Origin of the sequence: Mesorhizobium sp. C268A (assembly GCF_040324475.1) — a bacterium.
In the GTDB taxonomy this organism is placed as follows: Bacteria; Pseudomonadota; Alphaproteobacteria; order Rhizobiales; family Rhizobiaceae; genus Mesorhizobium.
Window position 1 is genome coordinate 3,600,679 of record NZ_JAMYVX010000001.1, and the last position, 25,404, is coordinate 3,626,082.

A 25,404-nucleotide genomic window follows, 5' to 3' on the forward strand; every position below is an offset into this window, starting at 1 on the left:
TTCTTGACGTCAAGAACCATCATATTTCGCCACAGGCATGCTGGAGCCCCCGCCAGCGGCGCCCAGGTCCGAAAGGGCCTGACACCGTACGGGGCAGAAGCAACAGAGGATTCCAATGGCTGAGCCCATTCGCAACTACCAGACTTCGGCCGTGCCGGGCGCGCGCGCCGACATCGACCAAGGCCTGCGCACTTACATGCTCAAGGTCTACAATTTGATGGGGCTTGGCCTCCTCATCACCGGCGTCGCCGCCTGGGGCGCTTTCCAGCTCGCCGTCACCGGCGACGGACAGCTGACCGCTTTCGGCACGCTGATCTATGCCAGCGCCTTCCGCTGGGTGGTCATCCTGGCTCCGCTCGCCGCCGTCTTCTTCCTGTCGTTCAGGATCCAGTCGATGAGCGTGGCCGCGGCGCAAACCACCTTCTGGGTCTATTCGGGCCTGGTCGGCCTGTCGCTGTCGACCATCTTCCTGGTCTACACCGGCGCCTCGATCACCCAGACCTTCTTTGCCACGGCGGCCGCCTTCGGCGCGCTGTCGCTCTACGGCTACACGACCAAGCGCGACCTTTCGGCCTTCGGCTCGTTCCTGGTCATGGGCGTGGTCGGCCTGGTGATCGCCATGCTGATCAACATCTTCCTGCAGTCGTCGGCGCTCGGCTTCGCCATCTCGGCGATCGGCGTGCTGATCTTCGCCGGCCTCACCGCCTACGACACGCAGACCATCAAGGAAATGTACTACGAAGGCGATCAGGCCGACGTTGCCGGCCGCAAGGCGATCATGGGCGCGTTGAGGCTATATCTCGACTTCATCAACCTGTTCATGTTCCTGCTGCAGTTCATGGGCGATCGCCGCTAGGCGGTCTTCCCATCAGGCAACTGGACCAGCTGATATCAAGAGGGCGGCCCAACGGCCGCCCTTTTCTTTTGTGCCGGCCTTTGCTGTCATGGAGGCAGAAATTATGAGCACTATTTCCATCCGCGCGGCCTTGGAAGGCGACCTCGGCCGAATCACCGAGATCTACGCTGACGCCGTGACGCATGGCACCGCGAGCTATGAGCTGGAGCCGCCCAGCCGCACTGAGATGGGTACGCGCTTCGACAGCCTGACGGTGGGGGGCTTTCCCTATCTGGTGGCGGAACGAGGTGGCGCGCTGCTCGGCTACGCCTATGCCGGCGCGTTCCGGCCGCGCCCGGCCTACCGCTTCATCGTAGAGGATTCCGTCTATGTCGCGCCTGATGCGAAGGGCCAGGGCGTCGGGCTGCTGCTGATGCAGGCGCTGATTGAAGCCTGCCGTATGGCGGGCTTTCGCCAGATCGTCGCGGTGATCGGCGACGGCCATGCAGACAGCGCCTCGGTGCGGCTGCATGAAAAGCTCGGCTTTCGCCATTCCGGTCGCCTGGAAGGCTCCGGCTACAAGCATGGGCGCTGGCTTGACACGGTGTTCATGCAGCTGTCGCTGAATGGCGGCGTAACGGTTCCGCCCGATCCGCATTCGCTGCCGGAGCGGAAGTTTCGTGAGAGCCTGAGGAGGGGGAATTGAGGAGTTGAAGAACTGAAGAATTGAGGATTTGAATAGCTGAGAACAAACCCGGCGGTATTTCGACCGTTACATCCTCTTTTTTCAATTCTTCAGTTCTTCAATTCCCCAATTCTCAATTAGGCCTGGACAATCTTCAGCTTAGCATCGAAGACGTTGAGCACGCGACCGAGTTCCTGGCCGCGCTTGAGGATTCGGCCGCCGGCGGCGATGACGGCGAAGGCGCCTTGCCGGCGCGCCAGTTTCGGATCCTTGACGATCTGGAACAGCGGCACTTCGCTGGCCCGGCGGAAGACTGAAAACACAGCCCGATCAGACAGATGATCGATGGCATAGTCGCGCCATTCGTTGGCGGCGACCATGCGTCCGTACAGCCTCAGGATCTCGTCGAGTTCACGCCGGTCGAAACGGACCGGCTGGTCGAGGCGTTCGCGTCGCGCCTCGTGCAGCGGGATCAATATTGCGGATGCGTCCCCATCCTCCGTCCCACCGCTGCGATCGGTCATCCCGCGATCCCTTTGAAAATGAATCTCGCTTGCAGAAGTTGGCGTGTTCGCCGTGGAATTGCAAGGCCCGGCTAACCATCCCGGGACTGCGCTGTTTTCGCAACGTCCAGTCACTTTTATAAAACGCGGTGTTTGAATTGGTGATGCCTCGCCACATTTCCGCCTTTTTTTATCCGCGCTCATGCCCCAATGTCCGACGAATTTACCGGCGTTGCCTGAGACGGTTCGGTCCGGCACCGGCTCGTAAACCCCAAGCCCCCGCCCACGGGTCTGCGTCGGATCGAACCAACCTCGGACTTTCCTCAGGGAGAGACCGGGTGCGACGATCCCAAAACCTAAATGACCGACGTCAGAAGCAAGCTGACGTCGGTTTTTTTGTTTTTGGCTGCTTGAAGAATTTGCCGGAGGCTGCGGTGCCCAGTTTGCGGGCGCATCCCCTCACCCGGATTGCCAGCCGAATTGCAACAGCAATTCGGGCCAATCCGACCTCCCCCGAGCGGAGAGGAGTTCGCGCCAGCGCTGATTCAGCCCCTTCTCCCCTCGGGGAGAAGGTGGCCGAGAGCGGCCGGATGAGGGGGCCTCTTAAGGCTTGTGAATAAACGCAGCGCCCAGAATAGGGCCCGGCAGGCCGTCCTTGCCGACCGACTGCAGCAGCACGGCGCAGCCGCCTTTCTTGGCGATCTCCGTCATCGGCAATTCGTAGCGCTGCGCCTTGCCGTGCCACATGCCGGCGGTCTGGATGCCGGTGACGGCGTTCCAGTAGGTCATGCTGCGGCCGGTGTTCTCGCCCTTGGCGATGGTCACCGTCTGCGGTGGTTCGAAATAGACGATGACGACATGGGCGTCGCTGGGGCCGCTACCGGCGTCGCCGGCATCGATCATGACGCGATCGCTGGTGCGGCTGACCTTGACGCTGACCCGCATGCCTTCACCGGATTTCTCCATGCGGGCAAGCGCGCCGTCGACCTCCTTGCGGCTGGCGCCGTTGACATGGCTGCGACCATTGATGACGGCTTGCGGCGTGTAGACGGAGCGGGTGCCGAAGGCGCGCATATAGTCATATTGCCGGTCAGTATTGTCCTTGCTGCTCAGCGTGTCCTGCCAGCCGAGATAGTCCCAGTAATTGACGTGGTAGGCGAGCGCGACGACGTTGTCCTTGGCCGCCAGCTCGGCAAAGAACGCGTCCGCCGGCGGGCAGGAATTGCAGCCCTGGCTGGTGAACAGCTCGACCACGCCCAAGGGCCTGTCAATCTGCGGTTTGTCGGTCTGGGTCGTTCCCGATTCCTCGGCGAACCCGGTCCCGGCAAGCGCCGAGAAGGCCAGCGCAAAAGCCGCAAGCCGCAGAGGGTGTCGAGGTGCCATGATCGTTCCGATTCCCGCCGGTGACGCCGGCCTTGTTCTGGTTGCCCAGATTTGTGGCAGAAGCAACAGTCAACGGGAAGTCACGTTGCGGTGAAATTTTTGCTGCCGCAACCATGGGTATGGCCATCACAGGGGGAGCACTTCACCGCCCGGTTCGATCGGGAGCATGGCATCAGGAGCGTGGGGCAGATCTTGCTGAGCCCAGCCGGTTTTTACTCCTGTCGTACAGGGCGGGGCTTCGATCGGGTCGGGCAATGCTTTGGAAAGACTGGGAGTAGGGAGTAGGGAGTAGGGAGTGGGGGATGTCCTTCCCCGCTACCGCCCAATCCCTACTGCCTAAGCCCTGGCCGCTACGCGGCCAGATCGCGCAGCACGTATTGCAAAATGCCGCCATTCTTGAAGTAGTCGAGTTCGTCCAGCGTATCGATGCGGCAGATGATCGGCACGTTCTTCACGGTGCCGTCGCCATAGGTCACCTTGGCGATCATCGTCTGGCGTGGCTTGATGGTGCTTATGCCGTCGATCTCGACCAGCTCGTCACCCTTGAGGTTGAGCGAGGCCCATGAGGTGCCTTCCTCGAAGACGAAGGGGATGACGCCCATGCCGACCAGGTTGGAGCGATGGATGCGCTCGAAGGACTGGGCGATGACGGCACGGACACCGAGGAGATTCGTTCCTTTAGCTGCCCAGTCGCGGGAGGAGCCGTTGCCGTATTCGACGCCGGCGAAGATGACCAGCGGCACGCCTTCCTTTTTGTACCTCATCGCCGCGTCGTAGATCGATTCCTCTTCCTTCGACGGGTAGTGGATGGTGTAGCCGCCCTCGCGGCCGTTCTCGCCCAGCATATGGTTGCGGATGCGGATGTTGGCGAAGGTGCCGCGCATCATCACCTCATGGTTGCCGCGCCTTGTGCCGTACTGGTTGAAGTCGGCAACGCCGACGCCATGGTCGGTGAGGTATTTGCCGGCCGGGGAAGCGGCCTTGATCGAACCCGCCGGTGAGATGTGATCGGTGGTGATCTTGTCGCCGAACAGGCCGAGCACGCGCGCGCCCTTGATGTCGCCGATCTTGCCGAAACCGGAGGTCATGCCGGCGAAATAGGGCGGGTTCTGCACATAGGTCGAGTTGTCGTCCCAGGCATAGGTCTGGCCTTCCGGCGCCTTGACGTTCTGCCAGTATTCGTCGCCCTTGAAGACGTCGGCATATTTGCGGGCGAACAGCTCACGTGTGACGTTCTTCTCGATGAACTCCTGGATCTCGGCCGAACTCGGCCAGATATCCCTGAGATAGACCGGCTTGCCGTCACGGCCTTCGCCGAGTGGCTCGGTGGTCAGGTCCTTGGTGACGGTGCCGGCCAAAGCATGGGCTACCACCAGCGGCGGCGACGCCAGATAGTTCGCCTGCACGTCAGGCGAAACGCGGCCTTCGAAATTGCGGTTGCCGGAGAGCACCGCGGCGGCGATCAGGCCCTTATCGTTGATGGTCTTGGAGATCGGCGCTGGCAACGGGCCCGAATTGCCGATGCAGGTGGTGCAGCCGAAACCAACCAGGTTGAAGCCGATCTGGTCGAGCTCCTTCTGCAGGCCGGACTTTTCCAGATATTCGGCGACCACCTGGCTGCCCGGCGCCAGCGAGGTCTTCACCCACGGCTTCTGCTTGAGGCCGAGCCGGTTGGCGTTGCGCGCCAAGAGGCCGGCGCCGATCAGCACGCTCGGGTTGGAGGTGTTGGTGCAGGACGTGATGGCGGCAATGACGACATCGCCATGACCGAGATCATGGTCGGTGCCTTCGACGGCATAGCGCTTGTGGATTTCGGCAGCCTTCTTGTACTCGGTTTCCATCGCCTTTGCGAAGCCGGCCGGAATGCCTTCGAGCGGAACGCGGCCTTCGGGGCGCTTGGGACCTGCCATCGACGGCACGACGCTGTCGAGCTCGAGTTCGAGCAGGTCAGTGAAGACAGGGTCGGCCGAGCCGGCGTCACGCCACATGCCTTGCGCCTTGGAATAGGCCTCGACCAGGGCGATGCGGCTTTCCTCGCGGCCCGACATTGTGAGGTAGCGGATGGTCTCGCCGTCGACCGGGAAGAAGCCGCAGGTGGCGCCATATTCGGGCGCCATGTTGCCGATGGTGGCGCGGTCGGCCAGCGTCATGTTGGACAGGCCCGGGCCGAAGAACTCGACGAACTTGCCGACGACGCCCTTCTTGCGCAGCATCTGGGTGACGGTCAGCACCAGGTCAGTGGCGGTGATGCCTTCCCTGAGTTTGCCGGTAAGGCGGAAGCCGATGACTTCGGGCAACAGCATGGAAACCGGCTGGCCGAGCATCGCCGCCTCGGCCTCGATACCGCCGACGCCCCAGCCGAGCACGCCAAGGCCATTGATCATGGTGGTGTGCGAATCGGTGCCGACGCAGGTGTCGGGATAGGCGGTCGTTTCGCCGTCTTCCGTGTTGGTCCAGACGACCTGACCGAGATATTCGAGGTTGACCTGATGGCAGATGCCGGTGCCGGGCGGCACGACGCGAAAATTGCGGAACGCCTGCTGGCCCCATTTCAGGAATTTATAGCGCTCTTCGTTGCGCTCATATTCGAGCTCGACATTCCTGGCAAAGGCCAGTGGCGTGCCGAATTCGTCGACGATGACGGAGTGGTCGATGACGAGGTCGACCGGCACCAGCGGATTGATCTTCTGCGGATCCCCGCCGAGCGCCTTGAGGCCGTCGCGCATGGCGGCAAGGTCGACCACCGCCGGGACGCCGGTGAAATCCTGCATCAGGACACGCGCCGGGCGATAGGCGATCTCGACGCCGGCGGTGCCCTTGTCCGTCAGCCAGCCGGCCACAGCCTGGATAGAGTCCTTGGTGACGGAGCGGCCGTCTTCATTGCGCAAAAGGTTTTCCAGCAGCACCTTCATCGAATAAGGCAGATGGGCAATGCCGGTGAGGCCGTTCCTCTCGGCCTCGACCAGATTGTAATAGACATAGTCCGCGCCACCCACGGTGAGGGTGCGGCGGCAATTGAAACTGTCGAGGGATTTTGACACGTGCGGTCCGTCCTTGTCTGTTCAGCCTGAAAGGGAACGGACGCCGATGGGCATGCAATCACGCGCAAAGGTGCGGGTACGGCCATTTCCGCTGTCCGTTCCCAGCCAACCCGAGCCGTTCAAGGCGGCGCGTGCGCTGGTTCGGCGCAAATTCTGTTCCCGTGCCGACCGCTGGCACGGATGTCCCGCATATAGAGAATTTTCTGGAATAGTTCTAGACAGTTGCGGAGCAAATTTGTGCGATGCGGCAGCTATCGCGCGGTAAAGTTTTCGGGACGAGCAGGCATGCGGCTGATTGCCGAAAATCTGGGCGGCGAACGCGGCGGCGAGACGGTCTTTTCCGGCATCGGTTTTGCGCTCGACAAGGGCCAGGTGCTGGTCGTCACCGGGCCGAACGGCTCGGGCAAATCGACGCTGCTCAGGGTCATCGCCGGGCTGCTGCCGAAGGCGCAAGGCGATGTGCGCATCGAGGGCGGCGGCGAGACGTTTCCGACGACCGCTTCGGCGGTCCACTATCTCGGCCACCTCAATGCAATGAAGACGGCGCTCAGCGTGGCGGAGAATCTGCGCTTCTGGCACGATTTCAACGGCGACGGGCAGTCGGGTGTGGGGGAGGCGCTGGAGACGGTTGGTCTCGGCGGCATCGGCCATCTGCCTTTCGGATATTTGTCGACCGGGCAAAGGCGGCGCGCGGCGATTGCGAAATTGCTGGTCAGTCATAAGCCGCTGTGGCTGCTGGATGAGCCGACGGCTGGGCTGGACAAGGCCTCGGAGGCGCGGTTTGCGGGGCTGATGACGAGGCATTGCGCGGAGGGCGGGATTATTGTCGCGGCGACGCATTTGCCACTGGGATTGGATGGGGCGAAGGAATTGAGGATGGGAGCAACAGGGTGATGTCGGCATTCCCGCCCACCCCCCTCTGCCCTGCCGGGCATCTCCCCCGCAGGGGGGGAGATCAGATGTCATGCCGGCTTTCGCCAATCACCGGCATTGAAAAAGAGGCGTCAGCAACGGAACTGCCAATCTCCCCCCTTGCGGGGGAGATGTCCGGGAGGACAGAGGGGGGTGTGAAGGAACGCCACCTTCGGCAAGATGGCGATCAAACCGCAGGCGCGGCTCGCCAATGCTAGCCCTCTTCCTGCGCGACGTCCGTCTCTCAATCCGTGCCGGGGGCGGGGCGCTCACCGGCGTCATCTTCTTCCTCGCCGTCATCGCCACCATCCCCTTCGGTGTCGGACCGGACCTGAAGCTGCTCGCCCGCATCGGTCCGGCGATCCTTTGGATCGGCGCTCTGCTCGCCTGCCTGCTCGGCCTCGACCGGCTGTTTCAGGCCGATCGCGAAGACGGGTCGCTCGATCTTCTGGTGCTGGGCAATGACCGCCACATGCTGGCGTTGACGGTGCTGGTGAAGTGCCTGGCGCATTGGGCGGGCAGCGTTCTGCCGCTGGTGGTTGCGGCACCTCTGCTCGGCCTGTTCATGAACATGGAGCCGCTCAGCATCGGCGCCACCGCGCTCACGCTGCTGGTCGGCACGCCGGCGATCACTTTCATCGGCGCGGTCGGGGCGGCGGTGGCGGTGGCGCTGCCGCGTGGCGGGCTGCTGATCTCGGTGCTGGTGCTGCCGCTGACGATCCCGGTGCTGATCTTCGGGGTGTCGGCGAGCTACGGCGCGGTGGCCGATCCTGATCCGTTCCTGCAGCCCTTCCTCATTCTTGCCGCGCTGACGCTGTTTCTTGCCGTGCTGGGTCCGGTGGCGGCAGCACTGGCGCTGCGGCATGGAACGGATTGATATGACCGCTGCGGCGCGACGATCAATTGCGAAGCCCCAGCCGCAAAGCTAAGAAAGCCGCAAAGCTATGGGAAGGCCATGATCGAGCACGACGAAGGGACGGTGGAAGGGGAGCGAAGCGCATGAGTGCACACGCACTCTATGTCGCGGCCGCCTATGGCATCACGGTGATCGTGCTGGCCGGGCTGATCGGCTGGATCCTGCTCGACCAGCGGACCCGCAAGCGCGAACTGGCAGACCTCGAAGCGGCCGGCGTGCGGCGTCGCTCGGACAAAGCCGGTACTGGGGCCAGCACTGGGGCCGGCAAGCCATGAGCACGGAAAGCGAAACGCCGGCGTCGCCGCGCCGCCGCCTGATCGTGCTGTTGCCGCTGCTGGTTTTTCTCGGCCTCGCCGGATTGTTCCTGTCGCAGCTTTTGTCGGGACGCGATGAGGCGGCAGTGCCGTCGGCGCTGATCGGCCTGCCGGCGCCGCAGACCAACCTGCCGGCGCTGGAAGGGTCAAACCTGCCCGGGCTGGATTCGAAAGCCTTCGCCGGCAAGGTAACGCTGGTCAACGTCTTTGCATCGTGGTGCGCGCCGTGCCGGGAAGAGCATCCGGTGCTCTTGCAGCTGTCGCAGGACAAGCGCTTCGTCATGGCCGCGCTAAACTACAAGGACCAAGCGCAAAACGCGCGCCGGTTCCTTGGTGATCTCGGCAATCCGTTCCAGGCGATAGGTGTCGACGAGGCCGGCCGCACGGCCATCGACTGGGGCGTCTACGGCGTGCCGGAAACCTTCGTCATCGGCAAGGACGGCAAGATTGCCTACAAGCATGTCGGGCCGCTGACAGGGGAGTCGGCGAGGGATGTTCTGTTGCCGCAGATTGAAAAGGCGCTCGCGGCACCGGGCTGACGTTGGCGCCATGCCCCCTCATCGGGCCGCTACGCGCCCCCTCCTCCCCGTGGGGGAGAAGAGGGAAGCATCGTTACAGGCTAGCTCCTCTCCCCGAGGGGAGAGGTCGGATTGCCCGAATTGCTCATGCAATTCGGTTTGGCAATCCGGGTGAGGGGCGGTGCCCTGCTGACGTCTGAAATGCTCAGCCGTAGATCTGCCTGTGGACCTGGTAGAGCATTTCCGAGCGGTCGGCGCGCAGGTCGGCCAGATCGCGGCTCGTCAGGTTTTCGATTTCCGCGACGAGGCGGTTGTAGTGGCGGCGCTTGGCCATCGAGGTGCGCGCGCGGGAGAAGAGGTTGTCAAAAGCCATAGCAAGGGTCCTTTCGTACCGCATATCAGCGGTGAATTTGTTCCTCCCTTGGTCGTTCGCAACATGACATAGGAATGGTGCGATGCAAAAAGAAGATGTTGCAATGCACCATTGCGCAGGGCGCATAGCAGGTTAATACAGCGCTAACAGCACCATAAACGGCCGGGCAGGCTGGCGGGCCATGCCGGCCGGGCACCTTTTGTCTTACAAATTGCGCCTGCGCCACCTTGCCATCGCGCCCGCAGGCTGGCTTGATCCGCGCGTCACGTGATGCCCGGAGGAAATGCATGGCGACCGCAGACTATTACGAAATTCTCGATCCACGTTTCGCGCGGCTGTTCAACGGCAACGCCCAGGTGGAAAAGCTGTTTACCGGATGTCAGTGGGCGGAAGGGCCGGCCTGGTTCGCCGCCGGCCGCTATGTCGTCTGGTCCGACATCCCCAACAACCGCATGCTGCGCTATGACGAGACCGACGGCAATGTCAGCGTCTTCCGTCAGCCCTCCGGCAATTCCAACGGCAACACCGTCGACCGCCAGGGCCGACTGGTGACGTGCGAGCATTCCGGCCGCCGCGTCAGCCGCACCGGGCATGACGGTTCCGTCACCACCATCGCGGCCGAATGGAAAGGCAAGCGGCTGAATTCGCCCAATGACGCGGTCGTGAAATCCGACGGCTCGATCTGGTTCACCGATCCGAGCTACGGCATCGACACCGACTATGAGGGCGACAAGGCCGAAAGCGAGATCGGCGCTTGCAATGTCTACCGGGTCGATCCGGATACGGGCGAGGTCGAGGCCGTCATCACCGACATGGTCCGGCCGAACGGGCTTGCCTTTTCACTGGATGAAAGCCAGCTCTATGTCGTCGACACCGGCCGCACCCATGGCGCGCAGAACCCCGCGCATATGCGGGTCTTCAACGTCGGCAAGCACGGCAAGAAGGTCTCGGGCGGGAAGGTGTTCGCTGACTGCACGGCCGGTCTATTCGACGGCTTCCGGCTCGACGAGGCCGGCCGCATCTGGACCAGTGCCGCCGACGGCATCCATTGCTACGATCCCGACGGCACGCTGATCGGCAAGGTCAAGGTGCCGGAAGTGACCGCCAATTGCGTGTTCGGCGGCAACAAGCTGAACTGCCTCTACATCGCCGGCACCACGTCGCTCTACATGGTGCGGCTGATGGTGAACGGGGCGAAGACGTATTGAGGCTGCTGGAAACGCTTCTCTGGCGGCCCTTGATGGCGTTTCTGCGCCTGCCGGCGGCGCCTGTAGCGCTGCGGCCGCGGAACCACCGCCAAGCGGTTCGCCGGAGCGGATTTCGAAGCCGCCCAGCGGCGGCGGTATCAGACACAATTCAAGGGGAGGACGTCATGCCATTCGTCAACATCCGCATCGTCAAGGAAGTGATCGCCGCTGATCCCGCTGGCAAGAAGGCCGACATTGCCAAAAAGGTCACGGCGGCGATCATGGACGCCACCGGGCTTAGCAATGACGACGTCTGGGTGGTGTTCGAAGAGGTCAACGCGCGCGACTGGTATGTCGGTGTGACCGATGTCGAGACGTTGCGGAAGGGGTAGCACAGCGGCACGTTGGGGTGCGCCGCACCCTTTCGTTCGTCATCCTAGGGTCTGCGCCGCGTCGCTTCGCTCCTTGCTCCGCCCTAGGATGACGAGGCAACGTTTGCGCGTATAAAACTCGCGAAAACCTGCACCGCTTCGCGCATGGCCCGCAGGTTCTCGTCCTCTCCCAGGATCGCTTCTATCTCCGGCGGTTTCTTGCCGAGCAAGGCAATCTCCAGAACCGCATTCTCACAAAGCGCGAACGACATGGTGCGCATGATCTCGGCCAGCGCGGCGCGGGCATAGAGCGAGCGCGCGGAGGCGTGGGCCAGCATGGCGGGCTTGCCGACTGCGGCGTCGCGCGAGACCAGCCAGTCGAGAGCGTTTTTCATGCCGCCGGGCACGCCATGGGCATATTCGGGGCAGGAGACGATGATGCCATCGGCGCTGGTGACGGCCTCGATCAGCCGCATGGCCTCGGCCGGTGTGCGCTCGCCTTCGTCATCCGGGTTGAAGATCGGCAGCAGGCCGAGCCCGTCATAGACAGTTACGCGGCAATCCGAAGGCGCGTTCGCGGACAGCGCCGCCAGCAGCGCCGAATTGGTCGAGGCGGCGCGCAGGCTGCCGGAGATGGCGAGGAGTTCGATCACGGGGAAACAGGGCTAGGGAAAACCGGCAAAGGACCGCAATGGCGAATCGTACCCGAAATCTACCACAGGGTCTTGCTGTAGGCTTCGTCCAGCGAGCGGTCGAAATCGTCGGCAGTTTCGGCATGCGCCATCTGATCGGACAGGATCTGACCGAGCGTCGGCAACGTCGCGCGGTCGTGCCAGCTGTCCGGCTTCCACAATTCGGAGCGCATGAAGGCCTTGGCGCAGTGCATGTAAGCGGCCTTGACGCTCACCACGACGACGCTTTGCGGTTGCTTGCCGTCGACGGTGAGGCGCTCGCGCAAACCGGCATCGACGGTTATGCGGGCGTCGCCATTGATGCGCAGCGTCTCGTTCATGCCGGGGATGAGAAAAAGCAGCCCGACCGAAGGGTTGAGCAGGATGTTTTCCAGCGTGTCCAGCCGGTTGTTGCCGGGCCGGTCGGGAATGGCGATGGTCCTGTCGTCGAGGACAAGGGCAAAGCCCGGTCTGTCGCCTTTCGGCGTCACGTCGGCATTGCCGGCGCCGTCGGAAGAACCGATCAGCACGAAAGGGCTCTTGCCGATGAAAGAGCGGCAGTGGCCGTCGAGCGCCCTGAGTTCCTTGCGCATCGAGGTGTCGGTCGGCCGCGGGGTCTTGTAGATCGTCCTCAGTTCATCGCGCGTGGTGACGAATTCCATGGCCGTCTCCGTTTATTCTGACGCAATTCCGGACGGCTTCACACTTTTCCTGGAATTGCTCTACTTGCCGGCTTCTTCCACCTTCTCGGCCTTATCCTCGATCGAATGGTGCAGGATCAGCGGCATCTGGCTGAAGGTGAACAACAGGGTGATCGGCATGATGCCCCAGACCTTGAAGGTAACCCAGAAGTCGGTGGAAAATTCCGCCACACCACTTCATTGGCAAGAGCCAGGAACAGGAAGAACAGGCCCCAGCGGAAAGTCAGCTTGCGCCAGCCTTCGGCATCGAGGCGAAAGGCCGAATCGAAGACATAGCCGAGCAGCGATCGGCCGAAATACAGACCGCCGAGCAGCACGCCGCCGAACAGGGTGTTGACGATGGTCGGCTTCATCTTGATGAACACGTCGTCCTGCAGATAGAGCGTCAGCGCGCCGAAGATGAAGACGACGACGCCCGAGACCATCGGCATGATCGGCAAGGTGCGCAGCAGCAGCCAGGAGGCGATCAGCGCGATCGCCGTCGCCGCCATGAAAAGGCCGGTGGCGACGAAGATCGGCCCGCCGAATTCGGCCAGGACAGGAAATTTCTGCACCAGCCAGGCGCCGCGTGCATTGGCGAGGAAGAACACCATCAGCGGCCCGAGTTCCAGCACCAGCTTGAGCAGCGGATTGGCGCTTTCTTTCTTCTTTCGCGGGTCGGACGGGTCGCGTTCGAGGATGGGTGGGTTCATGACTTCCTTCTGACGCATGATCTTGTCCAAAAAGCCGTCAGCTCTTCGGGATCATTGCCTGTTACGCTACGCCGGCGATCGCCCTGGCGAATTCGCCGGCCGAGAATGGTTCGAGGTCGTCGACCTGTTCGCCGACGCCGATGAAGTAGACCGGCAGTTTGTGCTTTGCCGCGATCGCGACCAGAATACCGCCGCGCGCCGTGCCGTCCAGCTTGGTCATCACCAGGCCGTTGACGCCGGCGACATTGCGGAAGATCTCGACCTGATTGAGCGCATTCTGGCCGGTGGTGGCGTCGACCGTCTGCAGCACGGTATGCGGCGCTTCCGGATCGAGCTTGCCCAGCACGCGCACGATCTTTTCCAGCTCCGCCATCAGTTCGGTCTTGTTTTGCAGCCGGCCGGCGGTGTCGATGATCAGTACGTCGGAGCCGGCCTCCTTGGCGCGTTCGAAAGCGTCGTAGGCAAGGCCGGCGGCATCCGCGCCGATCTTCGAGGCGATGACCGGAGACTTCGTCCTCTCGCCCCAGATCTTCAGCTGCTCGATGGCTGCAGCGCGAAAGGTATCGCCGGCGGCCAGCATCACCGACAGGCCACCATCGGTCAGTTTGGCGGCGAGCTTGCCGATGGTCGTGGTCTTGCCGGTGCCGTTGACGCCGACCACCAGAATGACATGCGGCTTGTGCGAGAGGTCGAGCTCCAGCGGCATGGCGACATGGGCCAGCACCTTCTCCACCTCGGCCGCCATGATGGTGCGGACATCCGCGTCGGAGACATCCTTGCCGTAGCGGCTGGCAGCGAGGGCATCGGTGACGCGCAAGGCTGTTTCCATGCCCAGATCGGCACGGATCAGCACGTCCTCCAGATCCTGCAGCGTCTCCTCGTCGAGCTTGCGCTTGGTGAAGACGCCGGCGATGTTGCCGGTGAGTTCTTTCGAGGAGCGGGCAAGCCCGTCGCGCATGCGCTGGAACCAGGAGCGTCGCGGCGCCGGTTCGGGCGCCTTTTGCGGCTCGGCTTTCTGCTCGACCTTTTTGGTTACGGTGACTTTGCCGACTGACGGTGTGGGCTGTGGTGTCGGCGGAAAACCCGGTTCAGGCATGGGCGCAACCCCCGCCGTGACAGCCCGGACTTCGACCGGCGCGGGTGTGGCTTCGACCGGAGTGCGCTTTACCTCCCCCTCGATGGGGGAGGTCCCAAGCGAAGCCTGGGGGTGGGGGTGATTTGCGCTGGCGTCAGCGCTGTCACCCCACCCCGCCGCTTCGCGTCGACCCTCCCCACCGAGGGGAGGGTGGGGCGCCTCGTCCTTCTCCCCGTGGCTATACGGGGAGAAGGTGCCGGCAGGCGGATGAGGGGCGGCGCTGACCTCTGAGGTAGGCTGTGCGGGAGGCGCGGACGGTTGCGGCACTTCGATCGGGGCGGCCGGTTCTGCTGGAGTCTCGGCAGGCGTCGGCACTTCGACGGGAGCGGGCTCCAGCTGCGGTTCCGGACGCGATGGTTCGATCTCCGGCTCGGCCGGCGCCGGCGGCACTTCTTGGGGCTGCGGCTCGGGAGCCGGCTCCGGAACGGCTGGCGCAGGAACTTCTTCCGGTGCAGGCGGCTCGGGTATCTCCGGCTCAGGCTGCGGTTCTTCTACCGGCGCGGGCTCCGGCAACGGTTCCGGCTCGGATGGGACGACCGGTTCCGGCGCGGGCGGGATGGTCGGCGCGGGTTTGGGCTTCGGTTCTTCTGGCGCCGACTGCGGCGCAGGCTTTACCTCCCCCTCGATGGGGGAGGTCCCAAGCGAAGCTTGGGGGTGGGGGTGAGTGGCGCCGGCGTCGGCGCTCTCACCCCTCCCCGCCACTTCGTGGCGACCCTCCCCATCGAGGGGAGGGTGGGGCGTCGGCGGCTCGGGCTCCTCGCGCTTCAAGAACTCCGGAACGACCTGCTCGGCCGCCGGCTTCAGCGCCTCAAGCGCATCCCATTTGATCGGCGGCAGGGGAGCGGTTTCGTCGATGCGCTCCTCGACGACTTCCTTCTTGCCGAACGAAAATATGTTCTTGAAAAAACCGGCCATGCTTCAATCGTCTCAGGCGGCGCGGGCAGTGAGGGGCGAGGCTATCAGGCGCGCCCCATCATGGCCGGTGATGTCTGCCTCGACGATCTCGCCCGGCGCGCCTGTGCCGAGCGCGGCAAGCGTGAACCCTTCGGTGCGGCCGAGGCCGTCGCGCTCGATAAGGATCGTTTGGCGCGTTCCCGGAAGCGACGACAGATGGCGGCGATACGCAGCCTCACCAGCGGCGCGCAGCTGGGCCGCGCGCTGCTTGACCAATTCGCGGCGGACCTGCGGCATGCGCGCGGCGGGCGTGCCTTCGCGCGGCGAAAACGGGAAGACATGCAGGTGCGTCAGCCCACATTCCTCGACGATCTTTATCGAATTCTGAAACATTTCCTCGGTCTCGGTCGGGAAGCCGGCGATGATGTCGGCGCCGAAGACGATTTCGGGGCGCAGCTTGCGCACATCCTCGCAGAAGCGGATCGACTGGTCACGCAAATGCCTGCGCTTCATGCGCTTCAAGATCATGTCGTCGCCCGACTGCAGCGACAGATGCAGATGCGGCATCAGCCTGGGCTCGGTGGCGATGGCGTCCAGCAGATCGTCGTCGGCCTCGATCGAATCGATGGAGGACAGCCGCAGCCGCCTCACATCAGGCACCTGCTTCAGGATGGTCTTCACCAGCTTTCCCAGCTTCGGCGCGCCCGGCAGGTCGGCGCCGAAAGAGGTCATGTCGACGCCGGTCAGCACGATCTCGGCGTAGCCGTTGCCGGCGAGACGCTTGACCTGCTCGACAACCGCGCCCATCGGCACCGAGCGTGAGTTGCCGCGGCCATAGGGGATGATGCAGAAGGTGCAGCGATGGTCGCAACCGTTCTGCACCTGGACGAAAGCACGTGCCCGGCCCTCAATGGCGTCGACCATGTGGCCGGCGGTCTCGCGCACCGAGAAAATGTCGTTGACGCGCGCCTTCTCGCTGTCGTTGACGCCGAAATCCGGCAGCGCGCGGTAGGAGTTGGCCTTCAGCTTCTCTTCGTTGCCAAGCACGAGGTCGACCTCGTCCATGGCGGCAAAATTCTGCGGTTCGGTTTGCGCGGCGCAGCCGGTGACGATGATGCGCGCCGCCGGATTTTCGCGGCGGGCCCTTCTGATCGACTGCCTGGCCTGGCGCACCGCTTCGGCGGTGACGGCGCAGGTGTTGAAGATAATGGCGCCGCCTTTGAGCGCGCCGAGACCTGCGCTTTCGGCCTCGCGGCGCATCACTTCGGATTCATAGGTGTTGAGACGGCAGCCAAAGGTGACGACGTCTATGCCTTGGGAGTTGGGGCCCTTGGTATCGGCAAGTGCAGACATCAGGCCGCGCTTTCGGTGTCGCGGGCCCAGGTGCCGGTCGACGGATCGAAATTGCCGGAAAACTCCCATTCGGCAGCGCCGGTCAGGATGACGTGGTCGTCGTCGCGCCATTCCACATGCAGCGAGCCGCCGCCGGGCGTCATCAGCGTAACGCTGCGGCCGGTGCGCCGGGTGCGGGCAGCGGCGACGACGGAAGCGCAAGCGGCCGAGCCGCAAGCCTTGGTCAGGCCGGCGCCGCGCTCCCAGGTGCGGATGATCATCGTCTCCGGCGACGTTACCTGGGCGATGGTGATGTTGGCGCGCTCGGGGAAGATCGGATGGTTTTCGAGCAGCGGGCCGAAACGCTCGAGTTCGTAGGACCAGACATCGTTGTCGACCCAGAAGATAGCGTGAGGGTTGCCCATCGAGAGAGCCGAAGGCGAATGCAGCACCGGCGCGTCGATGGGGCCGATCTGCAACTCGATCATGCGGGTGTCGCGGAATTCCTCGGCCAGCGGAATGTCCTGCCAGCCAAAGCGCGGAGTGCCCATGTCGACCGAGATGGTGCCGTCGGCATGTTCGACGGCGTTGAGGATGCCGGCGCGGGTCTCGAAGGTGAAAGTCTTCTGGCCGGTTTCGGCGGCCAGCGCCTGGACGACACAGCGCATGCCGTTGCCGCAGGCCTGCGCGCCCGAGCCGTCGGAATTCAAAATGTCGATGTAAAAGGCGGTGCCCGGCGTGCGCGAATCGTGGATCGCCATGATCTGGTCGAACCTGGTCGCCGCATCGGCGTTCAGCGCGACAGCCGACGCCGCCGTGACCCTATCGGCACGGCCACGCATGTCGGCGACGATGATTTCGTTGCCGATGCCGTTCATCTTGGCGAAGGGGGCAGTGCCTGCCATGATCTGAGGTAATTCCTGTACGTTTCGCCGCTATATGGCGGAAACGGGCGGGAATTACCAGTGTGGGCTGCGTTTAGGTTACCGCGAAAACGCCGAGCACGATCAGCAGGAAGATGACGAGAACGATGCCGATCAGCACTCGCGCGCCGGTGGCGGCGGCACCGGCCAGCGCCGGCATGCCGAGCAGGCTGGCGGCGGCAGCAACGATGAGAAGAATGATGATCCATTTGATCATGGACAATGCCTCGCAAATTGACTGCAGCGGCCTAAGAACGCATCTACCGCGCTCTGGTTCCCTCTTGCCGCGAGGCTCTCTCCGACTGGGCGCGCTATTCGGCAATCTCGAAGTCGGTCGTGAAAGGCGCCGTCTTTTGCGAGTTCTCGTCATGCATGAGGAAATCCGCTCGGTATTTGCCGGGGGGAACGCCATCCAGGGAGACGTTTAATTTGAAGAACATCTCTCGGTTATGCGAGCGCGAGGCGAGCTGGACCCGGCCAAGCTTTTCGACGGTTCCCAGCTTCTCGCCCGACTGGGAAAGCACGGTAAGGTCAACGTAAAGCGCGATCTGGTTGTTGCCGAGCCCATCCGAGCCGTAGCCGTAACCGACCGGCTCCATATAAAGCACAATCTCTTCGCCCGGCTTGTAGACATGGTTCGGGCGCTCGGCGTAGGCGCCGAACCCGCTGGCCGACATGATATGCTTCACATTTTGCACGCCAAGCGGCATCGCTTGCCACAGAGCGTCCTCGGCGCTGCGGAATTTGTCCAGCGCGCCGGCGCCATCACCCGCCTGCAGTGCCTTTTCGGCTTCAGCGGCGCGATCGGTGATTTCACCCGCGAAAGCGGCCGGCGTCGAAATTACCAGCGCGATCAAAACTGCCAAGATTGATTTCATCTGTTCCCCCTGTTGCGATAGACCATCGGCTAAAATGGCAGTGCCGTAAACGGCCAAATGCAGACTCCAGCCGCGCTCGATCTCGGGAACGTCCCAAACCTCGCCCGGACGCAAGGCGCGAAACCGCTCACGCGCCAGGCCTTGCGCCTCAAGCGCTTCAGTCAGTTTTGCGCCGGCAGTTGCGCTCGACCGCCGATGCGCCGACCTGCTGCGGGCCCCGGTGCCGCTTTCGCAACCAATGTACCGGTTGGAACCGCGCTAGAGCGAAGACATGCCTTTTGTCCGCCAGCCATTTTGCGACAAATTTACAACAATTCGTGGTGCAAACCCTATTTTAACCATATCGGGTTGAAATTTCGCCACCTTCTCCATCTTGGTGAGGGGTGAGATTGTGCGGACGGCTTCCCCCCAGCCGGATCCGACGGAGGTTTGAATGATTTTTTCGAGAAGCGGGCTGATGGCCGTATCGCTGGCAGCGCTCGTTGCGAGCGGCTGTTCGACCTCGCGTTTTTCATCGATGGATGACCAGCAGCCCGCCCCGCTGCAGCCCGCGCCCGCCGGCACGGTGAGCGGAAGCCAACTGCCGCCCCCGGCAGCGCCGGGCACCACCGACCCATCGCAATTCCCGACCGCGCCGGCAGGCGCGCAGGTCGCCTCGCTGCCGCCGGACGGATCGGCGCCGGCCGGAGCCTCCGACCTTACCGCTGCGAGCGTTGCCGGCGTCTGGAACGCCAGCGTGTCCGGACAGAGCTGCAAGGTGGCGACGCCGCAGACCAAATTCGGCGCCGGCTTCCGCGCCGGGCCGCTGCATTGCCCGCCGCCCATCGACGGCATCAAATCGTGGAACGTCGCCGGCAAGCAGCTGACGCTCTATGACGAGAATGGCGGCACGCTGGCGCGGCTCTATTCCTCGGGCGGTTCGAAATTCGACGGCCAGACTACCAACGGCTTGCCGATATCGCTTACAAGATAGGCTGCCTATCCCTAGACAGCGACGTGACCGATGCATCTGCGTGACGGCCTCCAGACCCATGCGACCGTCAGGCAGCGCTACGACCATCTGGTCGCAACCGGCGCCATCGAGCGCGATCCTGCGCAGGAGCGCATCGCCGCCGCGCTCGACCGGCTGACCGACGAGATCTCGGTCAAGCGGCTGGCGCACAAGTCGAGCGCGCTCGGCTGGCTGTTTGCCCGCAAGCGCGAGACGCGCGAGGTCGTCAAGGGCCTCTACATTCATGGCGGGGTCGGTCGCGGCAAGACCATGCTGATGGATATGTTCTTCGAGCTGTTGCCGGTCAGGCGCAAGCGCCGCGTTCATTTCAACGACTTCATGGCCGATGTGCAGGACCGCATCCAGAAGCACCGGCAGGCGCGCAAGAACGGCGACGTCAAGGAGGACGACCCGATCCCGCCGGTCGCGCTTCAGCTTGCCGAACAGGCCTGGGTGCTGTGCTTCGATGAGTTTTCGGTCACCGACATTGCCGATGCGATGGTCCTGTCGCGGCTGTTTTCGGCGCTGTTCGCCAATGGCGTGGTTCTGGTCGCCACCTCGAATGTCGCGCCGCAGGACCTTTATCGCGACGGGCTGAACCGCCAGCTCTTCCTGCCCTTCATCAGCATTCTCGAGCGCCACGCCCATGTGCTGACGCTTGATGCCGACAAGGACTACAGGCTGGAAAAGCTCGCCCGCACGCCTGTCTATGTCACGCCGGCGGATGCCGAAGCCGATCGTATGCTCGACGAAGCCTGGCAGGCGATGACGCACGGGGCGGCAACGGCCGAGACCGCGCTGACGCTCAAGGGGCGGCAGGTGAGAATACCGGCTGCTTCCGGCAATGCGGCGCGGTTTTCCTTCGCCGATCTCTGCGAAAAGCCGCTCGGCGCGCGCGATTTTCTGGCGATTGCCGGCCGCTTCTCGACCGTCTTCATCGATCACGTGCCGGTGCTGGGCGAAGGCAAGCGCAACGAGGCCAAGCGCTTCATCCTCCTGATAGACACGCTCTACGATCATCACACGCGGCTGGTGGTAAGCGCTGAGGCTCCCCCGCCTGAGCTTTACACGGCCAGGCGCGGCGTCGAGGTGTTCGAATTCGAACGCACCGCCTCGCGGCTGATCGAGATGCAAAGCCGCGACTGGCTGGAGGACTGGGCGGAACGGCAGAAGGACAACGCGGAAGCGCAGGTCTGAGGGTTCCAGAGAGGTCATTATGTAGTGATCCTTCGCGCCCCCCCTCTGTCCTGCCGGACATCTCCCCCACACGGGGGGAGATTGGCGGTTTCGGCGCTCCGCTCATTCCTGCGGCCATTGGAGATTGGCGAAAGGTCGCTTGACGTCCGATCTCCCCCCTCGTGGGGGAGATGCCTGGCAAGGCAGAGGGGGGCGCTGTCCCGCCGACGCCTAAAGGTCATACGCATACATTACAAACGCCTCCGCCTGCCCATGCTCCTCCCTGCGTTTTTCATAAAGCCCGCGCGATGGAACATTGTCCGGCTCGGTTCCAACACAGGCTTCGCCGCAACCTTTGCTCGCGGCCGAGCGCGAACATGGCGTCGAGCATCTTTCGCGCGATGCCATGGCGCTGGTAGGCGGGTGAGACGCCGAGTTCGTCGATGTAGAGTTCGCTGACCTTGTCGGGATGGCGGTGGATGACCGCTGCGCATTGGCCGACGACGATGCCGTCGGCCAATGCCACGATCATGAAATGACCAGATGAGGCGAGGTAGGCAGCAAGCCAGTCGGCCGGACCGGCTCGTCGAACACGTCCTCGGCGATGCGCTTCACAAGGGTGTCATCGCCTGGCTATAGTCTTCTGATTTCCACGCTCATTGTGTAAAATCTCCCAAACTGGCCTACAAACTTTGACGTTTACGTAAATCCCAATGTTTCTAACCGATTGAAATCATTCACTCGAAAATAATCGATTGAATATATTTTCCACCGGGGCTACTGGATGCGGCGAAATCTCGCTGAGACCATAGCATTCCGGCCTCTTCCTCGACGACGTCAACAGATCGCCAGGGATTTGGGCGTCGTCACAGACAAAGGGAAAATTTCCTCACATGGCACGCAACAAGATAGCGCTAATCGGCTCCGGCATGATCGGCGGCACGCTCGCTCACATGATCGGCCTCAAGGACCTCGGCGACGTGGTGCTGTTCGATATTGCCGAGGGCATCCCGCAAGGCAAGGGGCTCGATATCGCGCAGTCTTCGCCGGTCGACGGTTTTGACTCCCGGCTGACCGGCGTCAATGATTATGCCGGGATCGAGGGCGCCGATGTCTGCATCGTCACTGCCGGCGTGCCGCGCAAGCCGGGTATGAGCCGCGACGATCTGCTGGGCATCAACCTCAAGGTCATGGAACAGGTCGGCGCAGGGCTGAAGAAATACGCACCCAAGGCCTTCGTCATCTGCATCACCAACCCGCTCGACGCCATGGTCTGGGCGCTGCAGAAGTTTTCGGGCCTGCCCAAGACCCATGTCGTCGGCATGGCCGGCGTGCTCGACAGCGCGCGCTTCCGCTATTTCCTAGCCGAGGAATTCAAGGTCTCGGTCGAGGACGTTACCGCCTTCGTGCTTGGCGGCCACGGCGACTCCATGGTGCCGATGATCCGCTATTCCACGGTGTCGGGCATTCCGCTGCCCGACCTGATCAAGATGGGTTGGACCTCGAAGGAAAAGCTCGACCAGATCGTGCAGCGTACCCGCGATGGCGGCGCCGAGATCGTCGGCCTCTTGAAGACCGGCTCGGCCTACTATGCGCCGGCCGCCTCCGCCATCGCGATGGCGGAATCCTATCTCAAGGACAAGAAGCGTGTGCTGCCTTGTGCGGCGCATCTCTCGGGTCAGTATGGCGTCAAGGGCACCTATGTCGGCGTTCCCGTGGTCATCGGCGCCGGCGGCGTCGAGCGCATCATCGAGATCGACCTCAACAAGGCCGAGCAGAAGATGTTCGACGCTTCGGTGGCGACGGTGCAGGGCCTGACCGAGGCCTGCGTCAAGATCGCCCCGCATCTCGCCTCGAAATAATCCTCCGGAGACCATCCAGATGAACATCCATGAATATCAAGGCAAGGCGCTGCTGAAGAGCTTTGGCGCGCCGGTGGCCGAAGGCGTGCCGGTGTTCAAGGCAAGCGAAGCGGAAGCCGCGGCACAAGCGCTTCCCGGTCCGCTCTATGTGGTGAAGAGCCAAATCCATGCCGGCGGCCGCGGCAAGGGGAAGTTCAAGGAACTGTCGCCCGACGCAAAGGGCGGCGTGCGGCTGGCTAAGTCGGTTGCCGACGTCGTTGCCAACGCCAATGAGATGCTCGGCCACACGCTGGTGACCAAGCAGACCGGCCCCGCCGGCAAGCAGGTCAACCGCCTCTATATCGAGGACGGCGCCGACATCAATCGCGAGCTTTATCTGTCGATCCTGGTCGACCGCTCGGTCGGCCGCATCGCTTTCGTCGTCTCGACCGAGGGCGGCATGGACATTGAAGGCGTCGCCCACGACACACCGGAAAAGATCATCACCCGCGCCATCGATCCGCTGGCCGGCGTGACGACCATCGACGTCGACATATTGGTGGAAGCGCTGGGCCTCACCGGCGATGCCGCCAAGGATGCCGGCACGCTGTTCCCGATCCTCTACAAGGCCTTTGTCGAGAAGGACATGAGCCTGCTCGAGGTCAACCCGCTGATCGTGATGAAAAACGGCCGCCTGCGCGTGCTGGACGCCAAGGTGTCGTTCGACAACAACGCGCTGTTTCGCCACCCCGAACTGATGGAATTGCGCGACACCACCGAAGAGGACGAGAAGGAGATCGAGGCGTCGAAATACGACCTCGCCTATGTCGCGCTCGACGGCAATATCGGCTGCATGGTCAATGGCGCCGGCCTTGCCATGGCGACGATGGACATCATCAAGCTCTATGGCGCGGAACCCGCCAACTTCCTCGATGTCGGCGGCGGTGCGTCCAAGGAAAAAGTGACGGCAGCGTTCAAGATCATCACCAGGGACCCGGCGGTCAAAGGCATTTTGATCAACATCTTCGGCGGCATCATGAAGTGCGACATCATTGCCGAGGGCGTCATTGTCGCGGTCAAGGAAGTCGGCCTGGAAGTGCCGCTGGTGGTGCGCCTCGAAGGCACAAACGCCGAACTCGGCAAGAAGATCATCAACGACAGCGGCCTCAACGTGGTGTCGGCGGACGATCTCGACGACGCAGCCAAGAAGATCGTGGCGGCGGTGAAGGGCTGAAGGCGAATGCCTCCGCGCAAGATAAACCTCGTCGAGGCGGCGGACGCGAAGATCAAGAAGGTCTTCGATCCGCATATTGCCGGCGACGTCAATGACAGCCAGGCCAAGGTCGCCAAGTTCGGCGAGACCTTCGACTGGCATGCGCACGAGCATGAGGACGAGGCTTTTCTCGTGCTGCGGGGCAAGATCGCCATCGATTTTCGCGACGGCCCGGTCGAGCTCGGCGAGGGCGATTTCATTGTCGTGCCGAAGGGCGTCGAGCACCGGCCGCGGTCGCTGACCGCCGAGCCGGTCGTGCTGATGTTCGAGCCGGCAACGACGCTCAACACCGGCAATGCCAAGAGCGACCTCACCGTCTCCGACCTGAAGCGGCTCTGACCCATGAACGCGTTCTCCTCGCTCTCGGCCGATCACCAGCGCCTGCAGGCGCTGGTCGGCGCGTGGCGCGGCGAGGAAGAGGTGGCGGAAACACAATGGGCCGATGGTGGACCGGCGAAGTCGGAAGTGCTGGCGGAGGCACAGTTCGGCGGCCTGTTCGTGGTGCAGCGCTATCGCCAGCGCCGCGACGGCACGGTCTCGTTCGGCTCGCACAATTTGTTCGGCTTCGACCAGCAAAACAACGTCGTCACCATGTACCAGTTCGATTCGATGGGCTTTGTGCCGATGTCACCGGCTACAGGCGCATGGAACGGCGATGAGTTGGTTCTGGAGCGGTCATCGCCGCGCGGCTCAGCGCGCGTGACGTATGTTTTCGACAATGTCGATGCCTACCGGATGCGACTGCATTTCAAACCTGCCGGCAGCGACAAGTGGCAAGACATGGTGAGCGGCGTCTACCGGCGCGTCTCGCCTTCCTCGATCAACGGCTTTTAGAAAAGGGCTCCGATGTCCATTCTCATCGACAAGAACACCAAGGTGCTGGTTCAGGGCCTGACCGGCAAGACCGGCACGTTCCACACCGAACAGGCGCTGGCCTATCACGGCACCAGGATGGTGGGCGGTATCCATCCCAAGAAGGGTGGCGAGACCTGGACCGGCGCCAAGGGCGAAAACCTGCCGATCTTCGCCTCGGTCGCCGAGGGCAAGGAAAAGACCGGCGCCAACGCCTCGGTCGTCTATGTGCCGCCGGCGGGCGCCGCCGAAGCCATCCTCGAAGCCATCGAAGCCGAGATCCCGCTGATCGTCTGCATCACCGAAGGCATTCCGGTGATGGACATGGTCAGGGTCAAGGCGCGGCTCGACCGCTCGACCTCGCGGCTGATCGGCCCGAACTGCCCTGGTGTGCTCACCCCCGACGAATGCAAGATCGGTATCATGCCCGGCAACATCTTCCGCAAGGGCTCGGTCGGCGTTGTTTCGCGCTCGGGAACGCTTACCTATGAGGCAGTGTTCCAGACCACCAATGTCGGCCTCGGCCAGACCACCGCCGTCGGTATCGGCGGCGACCCCGTAAAGGGCACCGAGTTCATCGACATGCTCGAAATGTTCCTTGCCGACGACGAGACCAAGTCGATCATCATGATCGGCGAGATCGGCGGTTCGGCCGAGGAAGACGCCGCGCAGTTCCTCAAGGACGAGGCCAAGCGCGGCCGCAGGAAACCGATGGCGGGCTTCATCGCCGGGCGCACTGCGCCGGCCGGTCGCACCATGGGCCATGCGGGCGCGGTCATCTCCGGCGGCAAGGGCGGCGCGGAAGACAAGATCGCGGCGATGGAATCGGCCGGCATCAAGGTATCGCCATCGCCGGCGCGTCTGGGCACGACCCTGGTCGAGGCGATCAAAGGCTAAGTGAGTAGCGAATAGTGAATAGCGAATAGGGAAAAGAGAGTAACGGCGCGACCCGGAAAAAATCCCTACTCGCTATTCGCTACTCACTATTCGCTTTTGAAAAGGAGACG

27 protein-coding genes and 1 pseudogene are annotated in these 25,404 nt (G+C 63.1%); 15 read left to right on the forward strand and 13 right to left on the reverse strand.

The features are described 5' to 3' along the window. Positions 1-115: 115 nt before the first annotated feature. Together NKL06_RS17515 and NKL06_RS17520 are read left to right on the forward strand one after the other, a co-directional pair. Positions 116-856: a Bax inhibitor-1/YccA family protein gene (locus NKL06_RS17515; protein ID WP_023671726.1), complete on the forward strand. Its 741-nt coding sequence runs from the start codon at positions 116-118 to the stop codon at positions 854-856. A gap of 103 nt (positions 857-959) precedes the next feature. Next, a complete protein-coding gene (locus tag NKL06_RS17520; protein ID WP_023807682.1) occupies positions 960-1,541 on the forward strand; it encodes a GNAT family N-acetyltransferase in 582 nt (193 codons plus the stop codon). Between the two features lie 116 nt (positions 1,542-1,657). On the opposite strand, the gene NKL06_RS17525 is transcribed toward NKL06_RS17520, so the two are convergent. The 3 genes from NKL06_RS17525 to acnA all read right to left on the reverse strand — a co-directional run bounded on the left by NKL06_RS17525 (position 1,658) and on the right by acnA (position 6,447). Further along, the gene (locus NKL06_RS17525) at positions 1,658-2,044 is read right to left on the reverse strand and encodes a DUF2794 domain-containing protein (protein WP_023683844.1); all 387 of its coding nucleotides are present in this window, start codon (positions 2,042-2,044) and stop codon (positions 1,658-1,660) included. Between the two features lie 582 nt (positions 2,045-2,626). Further along, positions 2,627-3,406 carry a DUF1223 domain-containing protein gene (locus NKL06_RS17530; protein ID WP_023683845.1) on the reverse strand — a complete coding sequence of 260 codons (780 nt, stop codon included), beginning with the start codon at positions 3,404-3,406 and terminating at the stop codon, positions 2,627-2,629. A 350-nt stretch (positions 3,407-3,756) separates the two neighbouring features. Next, positions 3,757-6,447: an aconitate hydratase AcnA gene (acnA, locus tag NKL06_RS17535; RefSeq protein WP_023687676.1), complete on the reverse strand. Its 2,691-nt coding sequence runs from the start codon at positions 6,445-6,447 to the stop codon at positions 3,757-3,759. Between the two features lie 285 nt (positions 6,448-6,732). On the opposite strand from acnA, the gene ccmA reads away from it, so the two are divergent. From ccmA to NKL06_RS17555, 4 genes are all read left to right on the forward strand, one after another. After that, entirely contained in the window at positions 6,733-7,341 is a 609-nt protein-coding gene (ccmA, locus tag NKL06_RS17540; RefSeq protein WP_023694529.1) for a heme ABC exporter ATP-binding protein CcmA, read from the forward strand. Between the two features lie 229 nt (positions 7,342-7,570). Continuing rightward, the gene (ccmB, locus tag NKL06_RS17545; RefSeq protein WP_023807683.1) at positions 7,571-8,236 is read left to right on the forward strand and encodes a heme exporter protein CcmB; all 666 of its coding nucleotides are present in this window, start codon (positions 7,571-7,573) and stop codon (positions 8,234-8,236) included. 122 nt (positions 8,237-8,358) lie between these two features. Beyond that, a complete protein-coding gene (ccmD, locus tag NKL06_RS17550; protein ID WP_023694527.1) occupies positions 8,359-8,550 on the forward strand; it encodes a heme exporter protein CcmD in 192 nt (63 codons plus the stop codon). Further along, positions 8,547-9,128, forward strand: a complete 582-nt coding sequence (locus NKL06_RS17555; RefSeq protein ID WP_023687679.1) for a DsbE family thiol:disulfide interchange protein — start codon at positions 8,547-8,549, stop codon at positions 9,126-9,128. The genes ccmD and NKL06_RS17555 overlap by 4 nt, the downstream gene beginning before the upstream one ends. A 184-nt stretch (positions 9,129-9,312) precedes the next feature. Here NKL06_RS17555 and NKL06_RS17560 read toward each other — a convergent pair whose 3' ends face one another. Then, positions 9,313-9,480 (reverse strand): hypothetical protein, encoded by a 168-nt coding sequence (locus NKL06_RS17560; RefSeq protein ID WP_023671737.1) that lies wholly within the window; start codon positions 9,478-9,480, stop codon positions 9,313-9,315. 287 nt (positions 9,481-9,767) lie between these two features. Here NKL06_RS17560 and NKL06_RS17565 point away from each other — a divergent pair, with 287 nt between their 5' ends. Both NKL06_RS17565 and NKL06_RS17570 read left to right on the forward strand, forming a co-directional pair. After that, positions 9,768-10,688, forward strand: coding sequence for an SMP-30/gluconolactonase/LRE family protein (locus NKL06_RS17565; RefSeq protein WP_023694526.1), 921 nt, complete (start codon positions 9,768-9,770; stop codon positions 10,686-10,688). A 164-nt stretch (positions 10,689-10,852) separates the two neighbouring features. Next, positions 10,853-11,059: a tautomerase family protein gene (locus NKL06_RS17570; RefSeq protein ID WP_023683852.1), complete on the forward strand. Its 207-nt coding sequence runs from the start codon at positions 10,853-10,855 to the stop codon at positions 11,057-11,059. Between the two features lie 83 nt (positions 11,060-11,142). On the opposite strand, the gene NKL06_RS17575 is transcribed toward NKL06_RS17570, so the two are convergent. From NKL06_RS17575 to NKL06_RS17610, 8 genes and pseudogenes are all read right to left on the reverse strand, one after another. Continuing rightward, positions 11,143-11,691, reverse strand: coding sequence for an NADPH-dependent FMN reductase (locus NKL06_RS17575; RefSeq protein WP_023683853.1), 549 nt, complete (start codon positions 11,689-11,691; stop codon positions 11,143-11,145). Positions 11,692-11,750: 59 nt separating this feature from the next. Beyond that, the gene (locus tag NKL06_RS17580) at positions 11,751-12,371 is read right to left on the reverse strand and encodes a pyridoxamine 5'-phosphate oxidase family protein (protein ID WP_023683854.1); all 621 of its coding nucleotides are present in this window, start codon (positions 12,369-12,371) and stop codon (positions 11,751-11,753) included. 60 nt (positions 12,372-12,431) lie between these two features. Further along, a pseudogene (locus NKL06_RS17585) lies at positions 12,432-13,102 on the reverse strand (septation protein A). Positions 13,103-13,163: 61 nt separating this feature from the next. Beyond that, positions 13,164-15,152 carry a signal recognition particle-docking protein FtsY gene (gene ftsY, locus NKL06_RS17590; protein ID WP_031208491.1) on the reverse strand — a complete coding sequence of 663 codons (1,989 nt, stop codon included), beginning with the start codon at positions 15,150-15,152 and terminating at the stop codon, positions 13,164-13,166. A 12-nt stretch (positions 15,153-15,164) separates the two neighbouring features. Beyond that, positions 15,165-16,484, reverse strand: a complete 1,320-nt coding sequence (gene mtaB, locus NKL06_RS17595; protein ID WP_023694522.1) for a tRNA (N(6)-L-threonylcarbamoyladenosine(37)-C(2))-methylthiotransferase MtaB — start codon at positions 16,482-16,484, stop codon at positions 15,165-15,167. Further along, entirely contained in the window at positions 16,484-17,368 is an 885-nt protein-coding gene (dapF, locus tag NKL06_RS17600; protein WP_023694521.1) for a diaminopimelate epimerase, read from the reverse strand. The genes mtaB and dapF overlap by 1 nt, the downstream gene beginning before the upstream one ends. Positions 17,369-17,441: 73 nt before the next feature. Continuing rightward, positions 17,442-17,603, reverse strand: coding sequence for a DUF1328 family protein (locus tag NKL06_RS17605; protein ID WP_023683859.1), 162 nt, complete (start codon positions 17,601-17,603; stop codon positions 17,442-17,444). A 94-nt stretch (positions 17,604-17,697) separates the two neighbouring features. Beyond that, complete coding sequence (locus NKL06_RS17610; protein ID WP_245261720.1) at positions 17,698-18,321, reverse strand: hypothetical protein; 624 nt, start codon at positions 18,319-18,321, stop codon at positions 17,698-17,700. Between the two features lie 376 nt (positions 18,322-18,697). On the opposite strand from NKL06_RS17610, the gene NKL06_RS17615 reads away from it, so the two are divergent. Together NKL06_RS17615 and zapE are read left to right on the forward strand one after the other, a co-directional pair. Further along, positions 18,698-19,237: a protease inhibitor Inh/omp19 family protein gene (locus NKL06_RS17615; RefSeq protein ID WP_023687689.1), complete on the forward strand. Its 540-nt coding sequence runs from the start codon at positions 18,698-18,700 to the stop codon at positions 19,235-19,237. A 30-nt stretch (positions 19,238-19,267) separates the two neighbouring features. Beyond that, entirely contained in the window at positions 19,268-20,452 is a 1,185-nt protein-coding gene (zapE, locus tag NKL06_RS17620; RefSeq protein WP_023694520.1) for a cell division protein ZapE, read from the forward strand. A 271-nt stretch (positions 20,453-20,723) separates the two neighbouring features. On the opposite strand, the gene NKL06_RS17625 is transcribed toward zapE, so the two are convergent. Beyond that, on the reverse strand, positions 20,724-20,963 hold the full coding sequence (locus tag NKL06_RS17625; protein ID WP_023694519.1) for a GNAT family N-acetyltransferase: 240 nt from the start codon (positions 20,961-20,963) through the stop codon (positions 20,724-20,726). Positions 20,964-21,324: 361 nt separating this feature from the next. Between NKL06_RS17625 and mdh the strand changes: the two genes are divergently transcribed. The 5 genes from mdh to sucD are packed head-to-tail and all read left to right on the forward strand — an operon-like array spanning position 21,325 to position 25,294. Continuing rightward, positions 21,325-22,293, forward strand: a complete 969-nt coding sequence (gene mdh, locus NKL06_RS17630; RefSeq protein ID WP_023694518.1) for a malate dehydrogenase — start codon at positions 21,325-21,327, stop codon at positions 22,291-22,293. A gap of 19 nt (positions 22,294-22,312) precedes the next feature. Beyond that, the gene (gene sucC / locus NKL06_RS17635; RefSeq protein WP_023694517.1) at positions 22,313-23,506 is read left to right on the forward strand and encodes an ADP-forming succinate--CoA ligase subunit beta; all 1,194 of its coding nucleotides are present in this window, start codon (positions 22,313-22,315) and stop codon (positions 23,504-23,506) included. A 6-nt stretch (positions 23,507-23,512) separates the two neighbouring features. Beyond that, the gene (locus tag NKL06_RS17640; protein ID WP_023694516.1) at positions 23,513-23,884 is read left to right on the forward strand and encodes a cupin domain-containing protein; all 372 of its coding nucleotides are present in this window, start codon (positions 23,513-23,515) and stop codon (positions 23,882-23,884) included. A gap of 3 nt (positions 23,885-23,887) precedes the next feature. Then, positions 23,888-24,379 (forward strand): DUF1579 family protein, encoded by a 492-nt coding sequence (locus NKL06_RS17645; RefSeq protein ID WP_023694515.1) that lies wholly within the window; start codon positions 23,888-23,890, stop codon positions 24,377-24,379. A gap of 12 nt (positions 24,380-24,391) precedes the next feature. Further along, positions 24,392-25,294, forward strand: a complete 903-nt coding sequence (gene sucD, locus NKL06_RS17650; protein WP_023694514.1) for a succinate--CoA ligase subunit alpha — start codon at positions 24,392-24,394, stop codon at positions 25,292-25,294. Positions 25,295-25,404: the final 110 nt, after the last annotated feature.